Origin of the sequence: Nitrosococcus watsonii C-113 (assembly GCF_000143085.1) — a bacterium.
In the GTDB taxonomy this organism is placed as follows: domain Bacteria; phylum Pseudomonadota; class Gammaproteobacteria; order Nitrosococcales; family Nitrosococcaceae; genus Nitrosococcus; species Nitrosococcus watsonii.
In genome coordinates this window covers 3,110,131-3,127,861 of record NC_014315.1, presented here as the reverse complement: position 1 = coordinate 3,127,861, position 17,731 = coordinate 3,110,131, and the positions used below count along the sequence as shown (strand labels likewise).

16 protein-coding genes and 1 tRNA gene are annotated in these 17,731 nt (G+C 50.4%); 14 read left to right on the top strand and 3 right to left on the bottom strand.

What is annotated here, in order from left to right:
* Positions 1-20 precede the first annotated feature (20 nt).
* The 3 genes from NWAT_RS14250 to prmB all read left to right on the top strand — a co-directional run bounded on the left by NWAT_RS14250 (position 21) and on the right by prmB (position 5,656).
* On the top strand, positions 21-3,182 hold the full coding sequence (locus tag NWAT_RS14250) for an efflux RND transporter permease subunit (protein WP_013221738.1): 3,162 nt from the start codon (positions 21-23) through the stop codon (positions 3,180-3,182).
* Between the two features lie 140 nt (positions 3,183-3,322).
* Positions 3,323-4,732, top strand: coding sequence for a 3-isopropylmalate dehydratase large subunit (gene leuC / locus NWAT_RS14245; RefSeq protein ID WP_013221737.1), 1,410 nt, complete (start codon positions 3,323-3,325; stop codon positions 4,730-4,732).
* Between the two features lie 12 nt (positions 4,733-4,744).
* The gene (gene prmB / locus NWAT_RS14240) at positions 4,745-5,656 is read left to right on the top strand and encodes a 50S ribosomal protein L3 N(5)-glutamine methyltransferase (RefSeq protein ID WP_013221736.1); all 912 of its coding nucleotides are present in this window, start codon (positions 4,745-4,747) and stop codon (positions 5,654-5,656) included.
* 191 nt (positions 5,657-5,847) lie between these two features.
* Here prmB and NWAT_RS14235 read toward each other — a convergent pair whose 3' ends face one another.
* Positions 5,848-6,492, bottom strand: coding sequence for a hypothetical protein (locus tag NWAT_RS14235; RefSeq protein ID WP_013221735.1), 645 nt, complete (start codon positions 6,490-6,492; stop codon positions 5,848-5,850).
* A gap of 232 nt (positions 6,493-6,724) precedes the next feature.
* Between NWAT_RS14235 and NWAT_RS14230 the strand changes: the two genes are divergently transcribed.
* The 8 genes from NWAT_RS14230 (at position 6,725) to NWAT_RS14205 (ending at position 15,371) form a co-directional block, all read left to right on the top strand.
* Positions 6,725-7,768: a hemin-degrading factor gene (locus NWAT_RS14230; protein ID WP_013221734.1), complete on the top strand. Its 1,044-nt coding sequence runs from the start codon at positions 6,725-6,727 to the stop codon at positions 7,766-7,768.
* A 348-nt stretch (positions 7,769-8,116) separates the two neighbouring features.
* On the top strand, positions 8,117-8,509 hold the full coding sequence (locus NWAT_RS14225) for a GxxExxY protein (RefSeq protein WP_013221733.1): 393 nt from the start codon (positions 8,117-8,119) through the stop codon (positions 8,507-8,509).
* Between the two features lie 82 nt (positions 8,510-8,591).
* Entirely contained in the window at positions 8,592-10,532 is a 1,941-nt protein-coding gene (locus NWAT_RS14220) for a site-specific DNA-methyltransferase (protein WP_013221732.1), read from the top strand.
* A 59-nt stretch (positions 10,533-10,591) separates the two neighbouring features.
* Entirely contained in the window at positions 10,592-10,765 is a 174-nt protein-coding gene (locus NWAT_RS17160; protein WP_013221731.1) for a hypothetical protein, read from the top strand.
* Complete coding sequence (locus tag NWAT_RS14215) at positions 10,758-11,693, top strand: Abi family protein (protein WP_013221730.1); 936 nt, start codon at positions 10,758-10,760, stop codon at positions 11,691-11,693. The genes NWAT_RS17160 and NWAT_RS14215 overlap by 8 nt, the downstream gene beginning before the upstream one ends.
* Positions 11,690-14,287, top strand: coding sequence for a DEAD/DEAH box helicase family protein (locus tag NWAT_RS14210; protein ID WP_232420151.1), 2,598 nt, complete (start codon positions 11,690-11,692; stop codon positions 14,285-14,287). The genes NWAT_RS14215 and NWAT_RS14210 overlap by 4 nt, the downstream gene beginning before the upstream one ends.
* Positions 14,233-14,682 (top strand): restriction endonuclease, encoded by a 450-nt coding sequence (locus NWAT_RS17670; RefSeq protein ID WP_232420150.1) that lies wholly within the window; start codon positions 14,233-14,235, stop codon positions 14,680-14,682. The genes NWAT_RS14210 and NWAT_RS17670 overlap by 55 nt, the downstream gene beginning before the upstream one ends.
* A gap of 41 nt (positions 14,683-14,723) precedes the next feature.
* Positions 14,724-15,371, top strand: a complete 648-nt coding sequence (locus NWAT_RS14205; RefSeq protein WP_013221729.1) for a class I SAM-dependent methyltransferase — start codon at positions 14,724-14,726, stop codon at positions 15,369-15,371.
* 58 nt (positions 15,372-15,429) lie between these two features.
* Here the strand turns inward: NWAT_RS14205 and NWAT_RS14200 are convergent, their stop codons facing one another.
* On the bottom strand, positions 15,430-15,822 hold the full coding sequence (locus tag NWAT_RS14200; RefSeq protein ID WP_013221728.1) for a DUF1523 family protein: 393 nt from the start codon (positions 15,820-15,822) through the stop codon (positions 15,430-15,432).
* Between the two features lie 336 nt (positions 15,823-16,158).
* Here NWAT_RS14200 and NWAT_RS14195 point away from each other — a divergent pair, with 336 nt between their 5' ends.
* On the top strand, positions 16,159-16,371 hold the full coding sequence (locus NWAT_RS14195) for a hypothetical protein (RefSeq protein WP_013221727.1): 213 nt from the start codon (positions 16,159-16,161) through the stop codon (positions 16,369-16,371).
* Entirely contained in the window at positions 16,355-16,630 is a 276-nt protein-coding gene (locus tag NWAT_RS14190; RefSeq protein ID WP_198342163.1) for a type II toxin-antitoxin system RelE family toxin, read from the top strand. The genes NWAT_RS14195 and NWAT_RS14190 overlap by 17 nt, the downstream gene beginning before the upstream one ends.
* A 378-nt stretch (positions 16,631-17,008) precedes the next feature.
* Here the strand turns inward: NWAT_RS14190 and NWAT_RS14185 are convergent.
* Positions 17,009-17,084, bottom strand: a tRNA-Phe gene (locus NWAT_RS14185).
* A 126-nt stretch (positions 17,085-17,210) separates the two neighbouring features.
* Here NWAT_RS14185 and NWAT_RS14180 point away from each other — a divergent pair.
* Positions 17,211-17,675, top strand: a complete 465-nt coding sequence (locus NWAT_RS14180) for an FxsA family protein (protein ID WP_013221725.1) — start codon at positions 17,211-17,213, stop codon at positions 17,673-17,675.
* The last annotated feature ends 56 nt before the right edge of the window (positions 17,676-17,731 follow it).

Sequence of the window (17,731 nt, the reverse complement as noted above, 5' to 3'; positions counted from 1 at the left end):
CGCCGTCCCCAGAGGGGTTGATGGGCTTGTTTGTTCGGCATCGGGTGGCCGCCAACCTGCTGATGGTGATCATGATCCTCTCTGGAACCTGGGCGCTTTCTCAGCTTAACCGGCAGTTTTTCCCCAATTTTGCTCTGGATATTATCACCGTAAGTGTGGTTTGGCGTGGCGCCAGTGCCGAAGACGTTGCCCGCTCTATCACCGAGCGCCTTGAGGAAGAGCTTCGGGCCTTGGATGATCTTAAAAAACTTGATTCAACTTCGGCTTATGGCCTGGCGACCCTGACCTTGGAATACTATGAAGGCACCGATATGGGGATTGCTTTGGATAAGGTCAAAGAGCGAATAGGCCAAATCCGGGAGCTTCCCCTTGATTCGGAAACCCCTGAAATCCGCTTGGTGTCGCGCTATGAAAATATTGCCCGGGTGTTGGTCACAGGCCCTGAGAATCCCCAGGAATTACGGCGATTGGTGCATAAGTTTGAAAGGGACTTGCTTAATCGGGGAATCGCTAAAGTTGATATCGTTGGCCTTCCCCAGCAAGAGATCGCTATCCAGATACCCGTGGGGAATCTGCGAGAGCTGGAAATGTCCCTGGGACAGGTGGCTAACCGGGTGGCGGACATCAGCCGAGATCTGCCGGCGGGCACCATTGGCCGCAACGATGTGGCTCGCCAGCTCCGTAGCCTGGACCAGCGGCGCGACAGTCGGGCGTTTGCCGATATACCGCTAACAGCGCAGAGCGATGGCCGCTTGATTCGCTTGGGCGATGTGGCCACGATTGAGCGCCGGGATCGGGATGGAGAGACCCGGTTACTTTATCAAGGAAAACCAGCGGTAGAGTTGCAACTGAAGCGTACCGAATCGGGAGACTCGCTCCAAGGCGCCGAGATTTTAACCCAATGGTTGCAAGCCGTACGTCCCACTTTACCGGAAGGCATCAAGCTGCATCTTTTTGATCAATCCTGGGAGCTAGTGAAGGAACGCATCGGGTTGCTGCTCAAAAATGGCGGCGGCGGCTTAGTCCTGGTGGTCGGTATCCTTTTTCTATTTCTCAGCGGCCGGGTCGCCATCTGGGTGGCTATCGGAATTCCCGTCTCTTTCCTGGCGACCCTGGCGGTTCTCTGGGCTGCGAATGGTAGCATCAACATGATCAGCCTGTTTGCCTTGATCATGGCGCTTGGAATCATCGTTGATGATGCCATTGTGGTGGGTGAAGATGCCCTCGCCCAGCATCAGCAGGGGTTGTCCCCATTGGCGGCGGCCGAAGGTGGCGCTCGCCGTATGCTCCTGCCGGTTCTTGCTTCCTCTTTGACCACCGTTGCCGCTTTTCTCCCCTTGATGCTTATAGGCGATGTGACCGGTAATATTCTGTTCGATATTCCCCTGGTGGTGATCTGCGTCATTCTGGCTTCTTTGGTTGAAAGTTTTCTCGTACTGCCTGGCCACCTGCGATATAGCTTCGAGAAAATGAAAATTGGCCGGGAAGGCAAGATCCGCTTGTGGCTGAATCAAGCTTTTGACCGTTTTCGGGAGCGGGTTTTTCGGTCCCTGGCGGTGTTTGCGATTCAAAACCGGTGGATCACGGTGAGCGCAACCTTGGGGCTGCTGGTGGTAGTATTGGGCCTGCTGCTTGGGGGACGCATCAATTTTACCTTCTTTCCCTCCCCCGAAGGTAAAGTCATTTATGCTAATGCCAGTTTTGCGCCTGGCACCCCGCCTCGGAGGGTTGCGGCTTTTATTATGGAGCTGGAACGGACGCTCTATGACACGGAGGCGGCTTTTAAGCAAGACTTGATTGCGGCGTCTATTGTAAAGCTGGGTTCGGCGACCACCGCTGGGGGGCGCGCTGCCCGTAACGGGGATCGTTTTGGCTCGATTACCGTGGAGTTCGTTTCCCCTGACCGGCGCGAGGTGCGGAATCAAGCTTTTATGCAAGCCTGGCAAGAGCGGATCAAACTGCCTCCTGGTATTGAAAGTTTTACGCTCTCAGAACGGCAGATGGGACCGCCCGGCCAGGATTTAGATATTGTCTTAGTAGGGGAAAATGAACGGGCCTTGAAAGGGGCGGCGGTAGAATTGGCGGAGGCATTAAGAAAGATTCCCGGCGTTTCCGCGGTGGAAGACGATCTGCCTTACGGCCAAGAGCAGCTCATTTACCGTTTAACTCCAGAAGGCCAATCCCTGGAGCTTACGGTAGAGGCCGTGGGCAGGCAGCTCCGGGCGGCCTATGAAGGCCGCTTGGTGCAGATATTTCAGGATGGGGGAGATGAGATTGAGGTGCGGGTACTCCTGCCCGACCATGAACGCTATCGTCTGGCCAGTCTCACCCACCTGGCTATCCAGCTTCCCAATGGCGGTATCGCGCCCTTGGATACGGTCGTCGATCTAGAGTCCCGGCGGGGATTTGATGTCCTGCGCCATACCCAGGGCAGGTTAGCGGTTCATGTTTCCGGCGATGTGGATCGGGGGGTCAACAATAGCAACCGCATTCTCGCTGGACTAGAACACAGCTTTTTGCCGGAGCTTCGCGCCCGCTATGGGATTCAAACCCTGTTCGAGGGCCGGGCCGAGGAACAGCGGGATACCCTCGGCGATATGCAGCATGGGCTGTTGTTGGCGCTGGCCATGATCTACTTAATTCTGACTGGAGTGTTTTCTTCCTACGGTTGGCCTTTAGTGGTCATGGCTGCCATTCCCTTCGGTTTGATTGGGGCTATTTTGGGCCACTATGTCATGGGGATCGATCTCACGATTTTATCCCTGTTTGGTTTCTTTGGCCTCTCGGGTATCGTAGTCAATGATTCTATTATTTTAGTCACCTTTTACAAGCAGCTCCGGGAACAGGGCCAGCCCTATGATACCGCCCTGATAGAAGCAGCCTGCCAACGTCTGCGGGCCGTACTGCTCACTTCCTTGACCACCATTGCTGGTTTGACGCCTTTACTCTTTGAGCACTCCTTCCAGGCCCAGTTTTTGATCCCCATGGCGGTTTCCATTTCCTTTGGTTTGATGTTTTCTACCGTGCTGGTGCTATTGGTCATTCCCGCCTTGCTCTCCATTTATGAGCGTACCTTGCTCTGGTTTAAACCACCCCCGGAAGAGGATATTGCCCCAGAGCTTGAAGCTGGTGAAGGTGCCACGCAAGCCCCTGTCCACCATATATCAGGTATTCCCAAATAAACGCTTTCCTCTCCGGGAGGGCCGCACTATCGCTGTTAAAGAGGTGCAAGCTGGGGAAAATGGGTAAAATTGAATCGATATAATGCCGGTGCTGGATTCCAGCAGCCGGCGACCGGATTTAGAGAGGTGAAAAAGTAACAATGGCTGGAAAAACTCTGTATGACAAACTTTGGGATTCTCACGTAGTGCGTACTAATCCAGGCGGTACCGCATTGCTCTATATCGATCGGCATCTGGTTCATGAGGTCACCTCTCCGCAAGCTTTTGAGGGACTACGCCTTGCCGGCCGCAAGCCCTGGCGGAAAGGGGCCAATTTGGCGGTACCGGATCATAATGTGCCGACTACCGATCGTAGCCAGGGCATTCAAGACCCCATTTCCCGCATTCAAGTGGAAGCGTTGGACCAGAATTGTCAGGAACTGGGCCTGACTGAATTCAGAATGGATGATCCCCGTCAGGGTATCGTTCACATCGTTGGCCCGGAACAGGGGGCCACCTTGCCGGGTATGACGGTGGTTTGTGGTGACTCCCATACTGCCACCCATGGCGCCTTTGGCGCCCTTGCCTTTGGCATTGGTACTTCCGAAGTGGAGCATGTGCTGGCTACCCAATGCCTGCTCCAGAAAAAATCGAAAAATATGTTGATCCAGGTTAGCGGCGAGCTGCCCTCCGGCGTGTATAGCAAGGATCTCATTCTGGCTATTATTGCCCAGATTGGCACCGCTGGTGGTACCGGTTACACCATTGAATTTGCCGGCGAAACCATTCGCGCTCTTTCCATGGAAGGGCGCATGACGCTCTGCAATATGGCTATCGAGGCTGGGGCCCGGGCAGGTTTGGTGGCGGTAGATGAGACGACTATTGATTATCTTAAGGGTCGGCCTTTCGCCCCCTCTCCTCATAGCTGGGAGCAGGCCGTTAATGCTTGGCGGATGCTGCAGAGCGATCCGGATGCTTCGTTTGATCGGGTAATCACCATTGATGCCGCCGTGCTTAAACCCCAAGTAAGTTGGGGCACTTCCCCCGAGATGGTGGCGTCCATTGATGGCCGGGTGCCTGATCCCCGGCAAGAATCCGATCCCACCAAGCGGGGCGGCATGGAAAGGGCGCTGGAATATATGGGACTTACCGCCAATACCCCTATCAGTGAGATTCGGCCCGATATCATCTTTATTGGCTCCTGCACCAATGCGCGGATTGAGGACCTGCGGGAAGCCGCCAAGGTGGTGTCGGGCCATAAGGTGGCCAGCAATATTAAGCAGGCGCTGGTGGTTCCCGGTTCCGGGCTGGTGAAACGCCAGGCTGAAACCGAGGGTTTGGATCAGATTTTTAAAGAAGCGGGCTTTGAATGGCGGGAGCCAGGCTGCTCCATGTGCTTAGCGATGAATGCCGACCGCCTAGAACCTGGGGAGCGATGCGCTTCCACCTCCAACCGTAATTTTGAAGGCCGTCAAGGGCAAGGGGGACGGACCCATCTGGTGAGCCCCGCCATGGCCGCGGCGGCGGCTATTGCCGGCCATTTTATGGATGTCTCGACTCTTAAGCATTAAGAAGGAAAGTTAGTGAGCGCCCCGCGGGAGCAGCCGCTAGTGGATCAATTACATACCTTACGGGATTTTATCCGCTGGGGCGCTAGCCGCTTTAACGAGGCGGGGCTTTTTTTTGGCCATGGTACCGACAATGCCATTGACGAAGCCACCGCCTTGATTCTTCATACCCTTCATCTACCCCCTCGGGATCTGCCGCCGGAGCTTTTTGGCGCCCACCTGACTGAAGTAGAAAAACATAAGGTATTGGCCTTGCTGGAGCGTCGGATTCGAGAGCGGATTCCGGTCCCTTATCTTACCCGCGAAGCCTGGTTTGCCGGACTGAGCTTTTATGTGGATGAGCGGGTTTTAATTCCCCGCTCGCCCCTGGCTGAACTCATTGCTCAACGCTTCGCGCCTTTTGTTACTCTCGAAAGCGTACACACCCTGCTTGATCTGTGCACGGGCAGTGGTTGTATCGCTATTGCCACCGCCCATGCCTTCCCCGAAGCGCAAGTAGATGCCACTGATATCAGTGAAGAAGCGCTAGCGGTAGCGCGCATGAATATCGAGCGCCATGGTCTTGAAGCCCAGGTCCATGCCTTCTCTTCCTCTCTTTTCCAGAAACTTGGGGGGCGGCGCTATGATCTCATTGTCAGTAATCCCCCTTATGTAGGTCAGGCGGAACTGGCCGCCTTGGCGAGGGAGTACCATCATGAACCCCGGCAGGCTCTGGAAACCGAGGAGGAGGGGTTAAGCATTGTCCTGCAAATTTTGCAGCAAGCTCCCGAGCATCTCAATGAAAAAGGAATTCTTGTCGTTGAGGTGGGCCATAGTGAAGCGGCTCTAACCGAACGCCTGCCCCAGGTACCTTTTTTATGGCTGGAATTTGAGCGGGGTGGCCAGGGCGTTTTTCTGTTAACGCGGGAGCAGCTCGAGTATTTATGAATAAATTAGGGGTGGTATAGAGTGAGGGAAGAGGGATTCCCCAAACCTGCTTTTCTCCTTGAAAAAGATTTGATTTACGCTTTTGTGGTATGATTTGCCCCTCCAGCTTTCCACCCTCTCTTCTCAAAACCTCTGCCGGTGAGCTTATTGTCGTTCTGAGGACGGGTTACCACTATATTTTCCGAGCACTCTTAATTTTCCTTTATGAATGGGCGAGAGGCTCCATGTAGCGGGGGACTACCAGCATGGCTATCAAAGGCGGATCTGCCCGCTTGGTTATTTTCATGCTGGGCAGACATTTGCATCTGGGGCGCATAATCCTCTCTCCGTTTTGGAGCAGGCTGGCTGGCGCGGGAACGGCGTCTTGCTTGGAGGAGTGAGGCGCTCACGAAGATGAGCAGAGCAGCCAGGCTGGCTTCTAATAGCAAAAAAGTACCAATTTTGAAATAAGCGAATGCCGGATGGACAAAGCGCACCAGCCAGCCCCCAGCTTCGTTGGCGACTGCCGCAAAGAAAGTCAGGCCGGATAGCCAGACCTTGAGCGTGGTGGACAGCTCCGTAAACAGCATAAGATGGGCCAGGGTAAGCACCAGAATACCCATGGAAAAAAGATGGAAGTGGGAAACTTCCAGCAGGCTTTGGTAGCTAATGGGTTGGGTGAAGTCGGCTTCCGAGCCCAGGTAATAGTTTGTGACGGAGCTGGGCGTTAGTCCCATCTTGTGAAAATACATTAATCCATTGCTTACCCAGAGCAGGGCAATATAGCCCAGAAATAGCAGGATAATGGTATTTAACAAAGTATTGCGGCGTTGTTCCCCATTAACGAAAAAGCGCATGGTAGTATTCCTTCGATTGAATTTAGATTGCTGGCCTTTTCTTGTGCGCGCAGTGGGCCTACTGCAACATTTTGGCCTTTATTTTACCGCTTACTTAGGGATCCTAGTCAATTTGAGAATAAATGCAAATCGTTATCATTATTTTAACTTAATAGATATTTATTGATCTCTCAAATGAGAATGATTATCATATTTATATGACAATAATTCTCTAAAGGGAGGTAAGCCTGAGATGCTGAGGACGCAATGGCCGCATGATCAAGCAAAGTCCAAGGCTTGCTTGCAAAGCATTATTCCTAGGAAAGTTAGTGAAGCTGAGACGCTGGCGGCTTCTTGTGGGGACATGGTCACTCGTTTATGTGGCCTGCGGGATCTCCTTAAGGAATTACCCCAGTTAGGCAAAGTGAGGGCCGTGACAGGTAACCGCCATGCGGTACACGAGCAGACCGGCCAGTATCAGGCCATTAGATTATTTGATTCCCTGGGGCGGATACAAGGAGGGGGTATCGATCTGCGCTTGTTTCTCAATCACTGGCACTATGGCTTTGCCGCCCGAGAACTATGGGACGATGGGGTCCGTCATAGCTTGCAGTTTTTTGATCGGGATGGCGCCAGCGTACATAAGATTCATCTCACGACCGAGAGCGACCGGAAGGCTTATGAAAACCTAGTGAACTGTTATCGCAGCGCTGATCAGAGACCCCGCCAAGCAGTGGCGCCCGTGCCGCGACTGCTCCCCCGCGCCGATGAAGCGATTGATGTCACTTGGCTTCGGGAGGCATGGCGAGAACTTCAAGATCTCCGAGATCTACCCGCGCTTTTTAGATCTTTTGGAGTGAGCCGGATTCAAGGCTTGCGGCTGGCGGGACGCGACCTTGCTACCCCTGTGACCTTAACCGATTTGCGAGCCTTTATGGAAGTATTATGGGAAACCGAGCTGCCTGTAATATTCCAGGTGGATAATGGGGGTGCAATGCAAATTCACGAGGGAACCATCAAACAGGTGGAGTCTACCGGACTCTGGCTTACGGCCCTGGATACCGATTTTACCCTTTACGTACAAAGGACGGGAATTGCCAGTGCTTGGTTGGTGCGTAAGTCAGAGGGTAAGGATACACCGGCCTGCCTGGAGTTGTATAATTGGACGGGAGAGAATGTGCTGCGGATATTCAGCCCGTCCCTACCGGAGCAGGGGGAAGATGCCATTTGGCAGCGCTTATTGGCGGCGTTGGAGAGCGAATCAATCCCGGCAGAGGGTTTACTGCATGCGGTATGAGACATTCACACCAGGGGTGATTTTATCGTGTGGCGTAACGATTTAAAAACTGCCGTCCCCACAATAGTTTCTTATCTACCTCATTTAATTCGGCTTCTTTAATAGATGGCATTTCTTTAGCTTTATCATTGGAGGGATGGCCGGATAAGCTTCGACCAGGGCTTAAAGAGTTTTGTGGTCGTCGTTTCTCCACTTTTCCCTTATTTTCTCGCCGATCGCTTAGGTGTGGTAAAGATAAAGTAGTGAACAAGGGAATCATGACCTTCAAACAGGTCGCTGAATACCAAGGTAAAAGAAATTAACGACAGAATAGCCGAGGTTAAGGAAGGGCTTTGATGGAACCACGGAATTACACTGAAGACACGGAAAGAAATTATTTACGAGAAAGAAAGTTATACTATCCGTGGTGCTATATTCGAAGTCTATAGGGAAATGGGCTGCGGCTTTCTGGAAGCGGTGTATCAGGAATGTTTGGGCAGAGAATTCAGGTTGAAAGCGGTCCCTTTCGTTGCTCAGGCCAATTTACAGATTCAATATAAAGGTCAAGCGCTGGATCAAGCCTATCAACCGGATTTTGTTTGCTATGGGAAAATTATTGTTGAAATTAAAGCGGTGAAATGCATCGCTGGCGAGCACAGGGCGCAGCTTCATAATTACCTAAAAGCAACTGGCATGCGTTTAGGGTTGCTGGTAAATTTTGGGCACTATCCCAAAGTTGAAATTGAACGAATTGTTATGTAAACCACGGAATACACAGATAACACGGAAGGGATAACATGTTTTTTCAGTGTATTCCGTGTGTTCCGTGGTTAAAGAGAAAAATATGAAAAAAATACAACCAGAAGAAGGCGAAAGCGCCGATATCGTTTCAGAGAATATTGAACGATTAAAAGAGCTGTTCCCCGAGGCTTTCAGAGAGAGCGGTGTCAATTTTGATGTGCTTCGTCAACTGCTCGATGATGCCAAGGTGTTGGACGAAGGTGAAGAAAAGTATGGCCTCAATTGGCATGGTAAGAAAAAGGCTCGCCAGATCGCACTTACACCATCCACAGGGACGTTGCTGCCTTGTCCAGAAGAAAGTGTAGATTGGGATACGACCAAGAATCTGTTTATTGAGGGCGACAATCTGGAAGTCCTCAAGCTGCTTCAGAAGAGCTACGCCAACAAGGTCAAGATGATCTATATCGACCCGCCGTATAACACCGGAAAAGAATTTATTTATCCCGATAAGTTTCAGGAAAATCTGGATACCTACCTCAAGTACACAGGGCAAGTTGATGATGAGGGAATGAAGCTTTCCTCTAACTCCGAGTCAACTGGTCGCAAGCATACAAATTGGCTGAATATGATGCTGCCGAGACTGAAACTGGCCAGAAATTTGCTGACACATGATGGCGTTATTTTCATTTCTATAGATGATAATGAAATCGCTAACCTTAAGTTGTTGTGTAATGATATTTTCGGTGAAGAGTGTTTCGCTGGAAAAGTTATTGTACTTTGTAACCCAAAGGGGCGATCTCAAGATAAGTATTTGGCATCCTGTCATGAATACTTACTAATTTATACGAAAAGCGTACTCGATAAAGGCCAGCTTAACGCTCCCAAATCCAAAGATGAAATTGCGAAGGATTATCCATTTCAGGATGAACGCGGTGTGTACCGCGAGCTCGAACTTCGTAACACACATCGAGAGTTCGGGAAGTTCAACAGGCCGAATCTTTACTATCCGTTCTATGTTGATGAGGAAGGCTGCATTGAGCTAGAAGACTTCAGAAGCTCCACCGCCGTGCTGCCAGTTTGGGATGATGGGTTTGAGGGGTGCTGGACATGGGGGAAGGAGAAGGCTAGAAAGCAGCTTTCTGAGCTTGTTGCCAAAAAAGTTAGTTCAAGATGGAAAATATATAGGAAAGGCTATGCTTCTGATGATGGCGAACTCCCCACTAAACAGCTTAAGTCGATTTGGTCAGAAAAAAGGCATCATACCGAGAAAGGACAAAAAGCTTTTAATGACCTATTCGGTACAAAATCTAAACTCTTCCAGTCTCCAAAATCGCTCGATGTTATTGGCGATGCGATCGCCATATGTCAAGACAAAGATATGATTGTGCTAGATTTTTTTTCGGGATCTGGTAGTTCTGCTCATGCCATGATGGCTGAGAACAGTAAAGATAATGGAAGCCGCCGATTCATTAGCGTACAGCTGCCTGAGCTAATAGATGAAGGTAGTGAAGCGTTTAAGGCGGGATTTAGAGCTATTTCTAAGCTTGCCATCGAGCGAATACGTTTAGCGGCAAAAAGTATCAGAGATAACTCCCCTGAATTTTCTGGTGATCTTGGAGTGAAGTTTTTCAAACTCGGAAAATCTAATATCAATGTATGGAATCCTGACCATTCCGACATCGAGGAAAGCTTGTTTACGCATCAGGAACTCCTCGTTCAAGATCGAACTGAACAGGATGTCCTCTACGAATTGTTACTAAAACGAGGTGTTGATCTCGCTGTTCCTATTGAATCCCGAGACCTAAATGGCAAGACAATCTACAGCATCGGCTACGGCGTCCTGTTTGCTTGTCTTGATGAGTCGATCACCAAAGATCAAGTCGAAGTGATCAGTCAAGGCATCGTCGAATGGCATCGGGAGCTTGCGCCTAGTTCGGATACCCACATTTTCTTCCGAGACAGTGCCTTTAGCGATGATGTTTCAAAAACCAACATGGCCGCCATTCTGGAGCAGAATGGCATAAACCATGTGCGCAGCTTGTAAGCATGCGGCCACAGAATGCTCCGAAAGTAGCGGTGCTCTCTGAATCGATGCAGTTTTGAATGGTTTTTAAGAATTTTTTAAAAATCATAAGGGTAGATCGTCAGCCGACCGGTTATCTGGACTTGTCTGCTGGTTTCGTCTATAATTTACTTAACACAGCCGCCACGCCTCTTAACAATGCGCAACCTTGGTGGCTTTTTTATGCCCGCCATCTGGAGGTGCTCAATGCCTGAGACCTACCAGAAACCTGCCCTTACCTTTAACGATCAGCTGGCGTTGATGCGAGAACGAGGGCTGGTCATTAATAACTCAGCGTATGCGTTATCGCAGCTAAGCGCTATTAGCTATTACCGCCTAAGCGCCTATTGGCATCCATTTCGCGTGAGGGATGGGCGGGGAAATATCAGCAGTGAATTTATCGAAGGTACACGTTTTGAAGATGTAGTGGCGCTGTATGAATTTGATCGGGAACTTCGATTGCTGGTTATGGCTGCCATTGAGCGTATAGAAGTCCATCTACGAACATTAATCACATATCATATCGGCCATACCTATGGAGCATTTGGCCACGCTGATCCTGGGAATTTTCATACTGGGTTTAGGCATGAAGAGTGGTTGGCAAAGCTGGAGAAGGAGGCGCAGCGTTCCAACGATGCGTTTATTACTCACTATAAGAATAAATATACCGAATTCCCAACTTTGCCCATTTGGATGACGACCGAAATCATGACCCTAGGGAGTCTTTCGCTTTGCTACAGAGGACTCAATCACAAGGACAAAAAAGTGATCTCCGATCAGCTAGGCATTCACCATAAGCGCCTGGGAGACTGGCTCCATACATTGACGTATATCCGCAATGTGTGTGCTCACCATAGCCGTTTATGGAATAGAGAGCTTTCTATTCGCCCAGAGAAGTCAAAAGCACCCGAGTGGAATCCACCAATCACCCCTAGAAATGACAGGGTTTTTTATATCCTGTTAATGCTGAAGTTCCTGCTTAAAACAATAAATAATACCCATAGCTGGACTCGGCAATGTAATGAATTAATTGTACCTATTGCCCTCAATGCCCGATGGTGTGCGGCAATGGGAATGCCTGACAACTGGAAACAGCACCCAGTATGGGGCGATCAGTTCGACAAGCAGGATGAAGCTCCATGAAGCTCCATTTCGAAGACGATCTAGATTACCAAAAAGCCGCGATAGACTCGGTTGTTAGTCTGTTTAAGGGGCAGGAAATCTCCCGTTCCGAATTCACTGTGATATCGCCTAAGAATGTAACGGTAGATTGGATTGAAACCGGTCCAGGGCAAGTTGATACCTCACTCGGTATCGGCAACAGGCTGGTGTTGGTGGATGAGGAAATTGAAGAGAACTTGCGCAAGGTGCAGCTCCAGAATGGCCTGCGACCTACCAAGAAGCTGGCCAGTGGTGACTTTACCGTTGAAATGGAGACCGGAACGGGCAAAACGTATGTGTATTTGCGCACGATCTTCGAGTTAAACAAGAACTACGGTTTCACCAAATTTGTAATTGTCGTGCCGTCCGTTGCAATCAAAGAAGGTACATACAAAACGCTACAAATCACGCAGGAGCATTTTGAGGGCTTGTACCCAAAGGCCAAGGGCTACGAATACTTTCTCTACGATTCTTCAAAGCTCGGACAGGTTCGTAACTTTGCGACCAGTAGCAATATCCAGATCATGGTCACGACGGTCGGCGCGATCAACAAGAAGGATGTCAACAATCTCTATAAGGAGAACGAGAACACAGGCGGTGAGAAGCCGATTGACCTCGTTCGCGCCACAAACCCGATCATTATCGTCGATGAGCCGCAAAGCGTTGACGGCGGCTTGAAAGGGGCTGGGAAAGCAGCGCTCACAGCGATGAATCCGCTGTGTACCCTGCGTTATTCCGCTACCCATGTTGACAAGCATCACATGACATTCCGTTTGGATGCCGTAGATGCTTATGAGCGCGGCCTGGTTAAGCAGATTGAGGTGGCCTCGCTCCAGATCGACAGTGGCCACAACAAGCCCTATATCCGGTTGGACTCTACCCATAGTCGGAAAGGATCAATCACGGCCAGGGTCGAAGTGGACGTACAGCGTGGAAAGAATGTCCGGCGAGAGTTCCTAACTGTAGAGGACGGCGACGATCTGGAGCAAATCACAGGTCGATCCATCTACGAGAATATGCAGATCGGCACCATTACCTGCGGCAAAGACAACGAATCCATCGAAGTGAAAGGTGACGGGTTCGATCAACTACTGAGGCCGGGCGATGCCATTGGTGGTGTTGATTCCGACCAGATCAAGCGTTTGATGATCCGGCGCACAATCAAAGAGCACTTCGATAAGGAGCTGATGTTCGCTGCGAACAAGAAGCCGATCAAGGTGCTGAGTCTGTTCTTTATTGATAGCGTCGAGCACTACCGCCAGTACGACGAAGACGGTAACGCAGTGAAGGGCAAGTACGCTCGGATGTTTGAGGAAGAATACCGTAAGCTGGCCAAGTCAGCGGAGTACCAAAGCCTGTTCAAGGAGATTGATCTGGAGGCTGAGGCGGACGAAGTTCACAACGGCTATTTCTCCATCGACAAGAAGGGTCGATCCGTAGAGACCGCCGAGAATAATCAGGCAAACCGCGACAATGCCGAGCGAGCGTACAATCTGATTATGAAGGAGAAGGAGAAGGAGAAGGAGAAGCTGCTGAGCTTCGATACCAAGCTGAAGTTCATCTTCTCTCACTCTGCCCTGAAGGAAGGTTGGGACAATCCGAACGTATTCCAGATTTGCACGCTTCGTGACATGGGCAGCGAGAGGGAACGCCGCCAGACACTTGGCCGTGGTCTGCGTCTCTGCGTCAACCAGAGCGGTGAAAGACTTCGCGGTAACGACGTCAATACGCTGACTGTGATTGCGACGGAGAACTACGAGAAGTTTGCCGAGAACCTGCAAAAAGAGATCGAGCAGGACACGGGTATTCGCTTTGGCATTGTTGAGCCGCACCAATTCGCAACCATCCAAACCCTTAACGATCAAGGTGAGGTTGCGCCCTTGGGTGTAGAGCAGTCAGAGAAGATTTGGCAGTTTCTCAAGGATCAGCAATTTGTGGATGCCAAGGGCAAGGTGCAGGACAGTCTCCGCGCAGTATTGAAAGACGGTAACTTTGAACTGCCGGAAGGCATCAAGCAGGAGCTTGTCAAGGATCACGGAGAGGAACAGGCGGACATTATTGCTTCGGACATTCAGGGGGTTCTGCGCAAGCTGGCAGGCAAGCTGGATATCAAGAACGCCGATGACCGGAAGATAATTCGAACGCGGGAAGCGGTTCTTGAGTCCGATGACTTCCGCCTACTTTGGGAACGGATCAAGTACAAGACGACTTACCGCGTAGAGTTCGACAACCTCAAACTCCTGAACGATTGTGCTGTTGCAATCAGGAACTGTCCGCCGATTACCAAGACTCGTGCTCAATTCCGAAAGGCCGATATCGCAATCGGCAAAGGTGGCGTAGGGGTTCAGGAAACCAGTGCATCCGGCTACACGACAATCCACGAGAATGATATCGAATTGCCCGACATCATTACCGACTTGCAGGACAAGACCCAGCTCACCCGAAAGAGCATTGTCCAGATACTCAGGCAGAGCCGCAGTCTACAAGACTTCCTGCGCAACCCGCAGCAATTCATCGACTATTGCGCCGAGGCGATCACTTCTATGCCCAGGCGCTTTTTGAGCAGGAAGAGCTGAAAGGCTATCTGAAGAATACACTGGAAGTGCAAAAGTCTGTTTATACCCATGTCGTCTATGATTCGGGTAGCGTAGAGAAGTCATTCGCTGAGGACTTGGAAAAGAACGAACAGGTGAAGGTCTACGCCAAGCTGCCCCCATGGTTTAAGGTGCCAACGCCGCTCGGTTCCTATAACCCCGATTGGGCTGTTGTTGTGGAAGATGGTGGTGAGGAAAAGCTCTACTTCGTCGTCGAAACAAAAGGTAGCATATGGTGGGACGATTTGCGCCACCTTGAAGGGGCGAAAATCAAGTGCGGAGAACGCCATTTTGAGGAAATTTTCAGAGATGCGGAAGAGTCGGCCCAATACATCAAGGCGACGAACGTCGCAGGGATGATGGGATACGTGGAATAGGAAATAGGTACAGCGTTTGCAGCATGGAGAGGGATAATGCTATGGGGGATTCAAGCCGGGAAGTGGCCCCTAAAACCCAGGGAGCCGTGCTCAAGTGGCAGGCGCCCATTTATGATTTGGAGTGTGCTTTAGTTGGTTTGAGGAAGAAATTCCGGCGGGAGACTTTACGCCATGCCCACTTAAGCCCCGGCGAGCAAATTCTGGATGTAGGGTGCGGGACCGGCGTGTTGACGCAATGGGCGGCGGAGAAGATCAGCTCCTCGGGGAGGGCGATAGGCATTGATCCTTCTATTCCCATGATTGCCTTGGCCAGGAAAAAGGCGGCCCGCGCCCACAGTCAAGCGGAGTTCAAGCTGGGCGTTGTGGAGCGCCTTCCTTTTGAGAGCGGGCATTTTGATGGGGTGCTGTCCAGCTTAATGCTGCACCATTTGCCGGCGGAATTGAAACGGCAGGGATTAGGGGAAATCCATCGCGTGCTCAAGCCCGGTGGACGGCTGCTGGCGGTGGATTTTGACCGACCGGGTCACCCCCTATGGTGGCTGGGAGTATGGCCCCAATTATTCATGCCTGCCCTCGTTGCCCATATTCGCGGGGAAATTCCGAATTACCTGCGCGCGGCGGGTTTTCGTCAGGTGCAGGCGGTAGGGCGGTGGTTCAGCCTACTGACATTTTGGGAGGCCAGAAAATGATAGGTAAGGAGGCTAATTAATGGTTCCACGGCTTAGAGGAGAGCGCGGATCTCTCCTCCTATTTTTGGGGCACTGGGGTTGGCGCTTTTTCTCGCAGAACATCAAGATCGCTCACATTCCAGAACCATGACAGGAGATTGCTACGCCAGCCATAATAGGTCATTTCCACCATAAAATCATTCTTTTCCGCAAGGGCGGCATCGCCCTGGATGTCGGCGCTATCAAATTTAAACCGATACCAGGCGTCTTCGTTGCGGAACACCATCCGTTTGTCATCTTCTTGGCGAATGGCTGTGATACGGTACTGATCCCCGCCATCGATGCGCTTGACTTCGGTATCTACAATTTTAAAGGTTGCCGTCCTGGGCCATTGATAGCTGATGAGTGCCACGAGCGCGCCTAATATCAGTATGCTGACAATAGCAGCGGCGGTTTTTTTGAATGCGTTCACACGAAATCCTTTGCTGGTAGCAGTAGTCAATTTAAGCTAAAAAACGCTTGTTTGGAAAATACCATATTGAAGAGATTTAATCTAACAGTTTAAGTGCCCCTATCCCTAGCTACACGCCCTTTATTGGTAGCGGCTTAATCTTACTGGCGCCCATGCGCCGGCACTGTCAAGTTGTCGCCCGCATAGTAGGGTGATGCCATGAGCAACGACACAGATCTGTATAGTGTCTTCCGGCATCCAGGAGAAATTATCACCATCCTGATGGCATAAGCGACGATCATAGGCTACGGATATAAGCTATATTGTTCATTAATCACCTTTAACGGAGATCTCAATATGCTCGAAATCCACAAAAAAATCTTGGTAGATGAAAATCAGCAACCGGTGGCCGTTCAAATTCCCTTTGATGAGTTTCAGCGGATCGAGCAAATCATGGAGAATTTTGGATTAGCGAAGCTAATGGATGAAACGGAACACGATGAACGACTCTCGGGGGATGCGGCTAGGGAATATTATGAATTATTAAAGGCCAATGATGTGGAGGGTTGAATACACCAAGCGTTTCTTAAAAGAACTCGCCTCCTTACCAAACCCTGTTCAACAACGGGTAGAGAGAATTGTTTTTCAAGCACTGAAGTCCACCCACCCTTTCGAATGGGGATACCTTGAAAAAATGATGGGCTATCCAAATAAGTACAAAATTCGCGTGGGTCCTTATCGGATCGGGATTACAGTGAATAAGCAAGCTCACACGATCCTTTGCCAGCGTATTGCGCATCGGAAAGATATTTATAAGGTTTTTCCTTGAGCACCCATGATGACTCTTCGTCAAACTAAATTTATGCTGATTTAGATTTACTTATTAAGAAAATACGGTTCGCCCTATCGGCGATTTGCAATCATGAATATTCTTGCTCCTGATAAACTTAAACCTTGCCTAAGGATGTTTAGCGCAAGCGGGTGTCGATCTGATGGCTATCAAACGGATTAGCGGTCGCAAAACGCTGTCGATGGTAGAGCGCTATGCTCATGCCAATAGCGAGCACATCCAGAGTGCGATGGATAAACTAGAAAAGTGACTAAAAGGGGTGCCCTAAGCTCAATTTTTGGACTTAATTACAGCAGGATTATACAGACAAAAAATTAATTTTAGGGATACTATGTTTAATTAAGCTATTGTTTTATTTGGTGGCCAGGGACAGAATCGAACTGCCGACACGGGGATTTTCAGTCCCCTGCTCTACCGACTGAGCTACCTGGCCTTGAAAACCGGCTATACTTAAATTGTTTGGTCGCCATTAAAACGATTTAGCAGCCATAAGTCAAGGCGACATCGCAAGCTAGGTCGCGTATACTTGAAATCAACTACTGATAATATCGGTTACTAAATGTTTCGCTTACTTTTTGTTTTTCTCCTTACCTTTCCTCTAATTGAGATCTACCTGCTGATCCGTGTTGGCAGTGCCGTGGGTGCTGGCTGGACCGTGTTCTTATGCATAGTCACGGCGGTGGTGGGGGCGGCTTTATTGCGCCAGCAAGGATTTTCTACCGTAAGCCGAGTTCAGGCCAGTATAGCCCGTGGCCAAGTGCCGGCGCTAGAGATGCTGGAAGGAGCATTGTTGCTGGTCTGCGGCATGTTTTTACTGACCCCTGGTTTTTTTACTGATACCTTAGGATTCTTGGGGCTTATTCCTCCTGTCCGCCGGGCCTTTCTGTTATGGGTTGCAAGGCGCGCCCTGCAACGCGATGGCGTTGAAGTCACCCTATACCGCCAGGGCCAGGGGCCGGAAGATTCTGACCATCGCCAGCGTCCTCGTATTATTGACGGCCAAGCTAAACGGGAAGACGAATAAGAACTTGACTTTCCTCCGCTAACCTCCTCTCTGCGAACTTTAATCCCTGTTCGTCA

Excerpts from the sequence above, each read along its gene's own strand:
- NWAT_RS14250 (WP_013221738.1), top strand. The coding sequence starts at position 21 with ATGGGCTTGTTTGTTCGGCATCGGGTGGCCGCCAACCTGCTGATGGTG.
- leuC (WP_013221737.1), top strand. The coding sequence starts at position 3,323 with ATGGCTGGAAAAACTCTGTATGACAAACTTTGGGATTCTCACGTAGTG.
- NWAT_RS14235 (WP_013221735.1), bottom strand. The coding sequence starts at position 6,492 with ATGCGCTTTTTCGTTAATGGGGAACAACGCCGCAATACTTTGTTAAAT.
- NWAT_RS14230 (WP_013221734.1), top strand. The coding sequence starts at position 6,725 with ATGCTGAGGACGCAATGGCCGCATGATCAAGCAAAGTCCAAGGCTTGC.
- NWAT_RS14220 (WP_013221732.1), top strand. The coding sequence starts at position 8,592 with ATGAAAAAAATACAACCAGAAGAAGGCGAAAGCGCCGATATCGTTTCA.
- NWAT_RS17160 (WP_013221731.1), top strand. The coding sequence starts at position 10,592 with ATGGTTTTTAAGAATTTTTTAAAAATCATAAGGGTAGATCGTCAGCCG.
- NWAT_RS14215 (WP_013221730.1), top strand. The coding sequence starts at position 10,758 with ATGCCTGAGACCTACCAGAAACCTGCCCTTACCTTTAACGATCAGCTG.
- NWAT_RS14210 (WP_232420151.1), top strand. The coding sequence starts at position 11,690 with ATGAAGCTCCATTTCGAAGACGATCTAGATTACCAAAAAGCCGCGATA.
- NWAT_RS14205 (WP_013221729.1), top strand. The coding sequence starts at position 14,724 with ATGGGGGATTCAAGCCGGGAAGTGGCCCCTAAAACCCAGGGAGCCGTG.
- NWAT_RS14195 (WP_013221727.1), top strand. The coding sequence starts at position 16,159 with ATGCTCGAAATCCACAAAAAAATCTTGGTAGATGAAAATCAGCAACCG.
- NWAT_RS14190 (WP_198342163.1), top strand. The coding sequence starts at position 16,355 with ATGATGTGGAGGGTTGAATACACCAAGCGTTTCTTAAAAGAACTCGCC.
- NWAT_RS14180 (WP_013221725.1), top strand. The coding sequence starts at position 17,211 with ATGTTTCGCTTACTTTTTGTTTTTCTCCTTACCTTTCCTCTAATTGAG.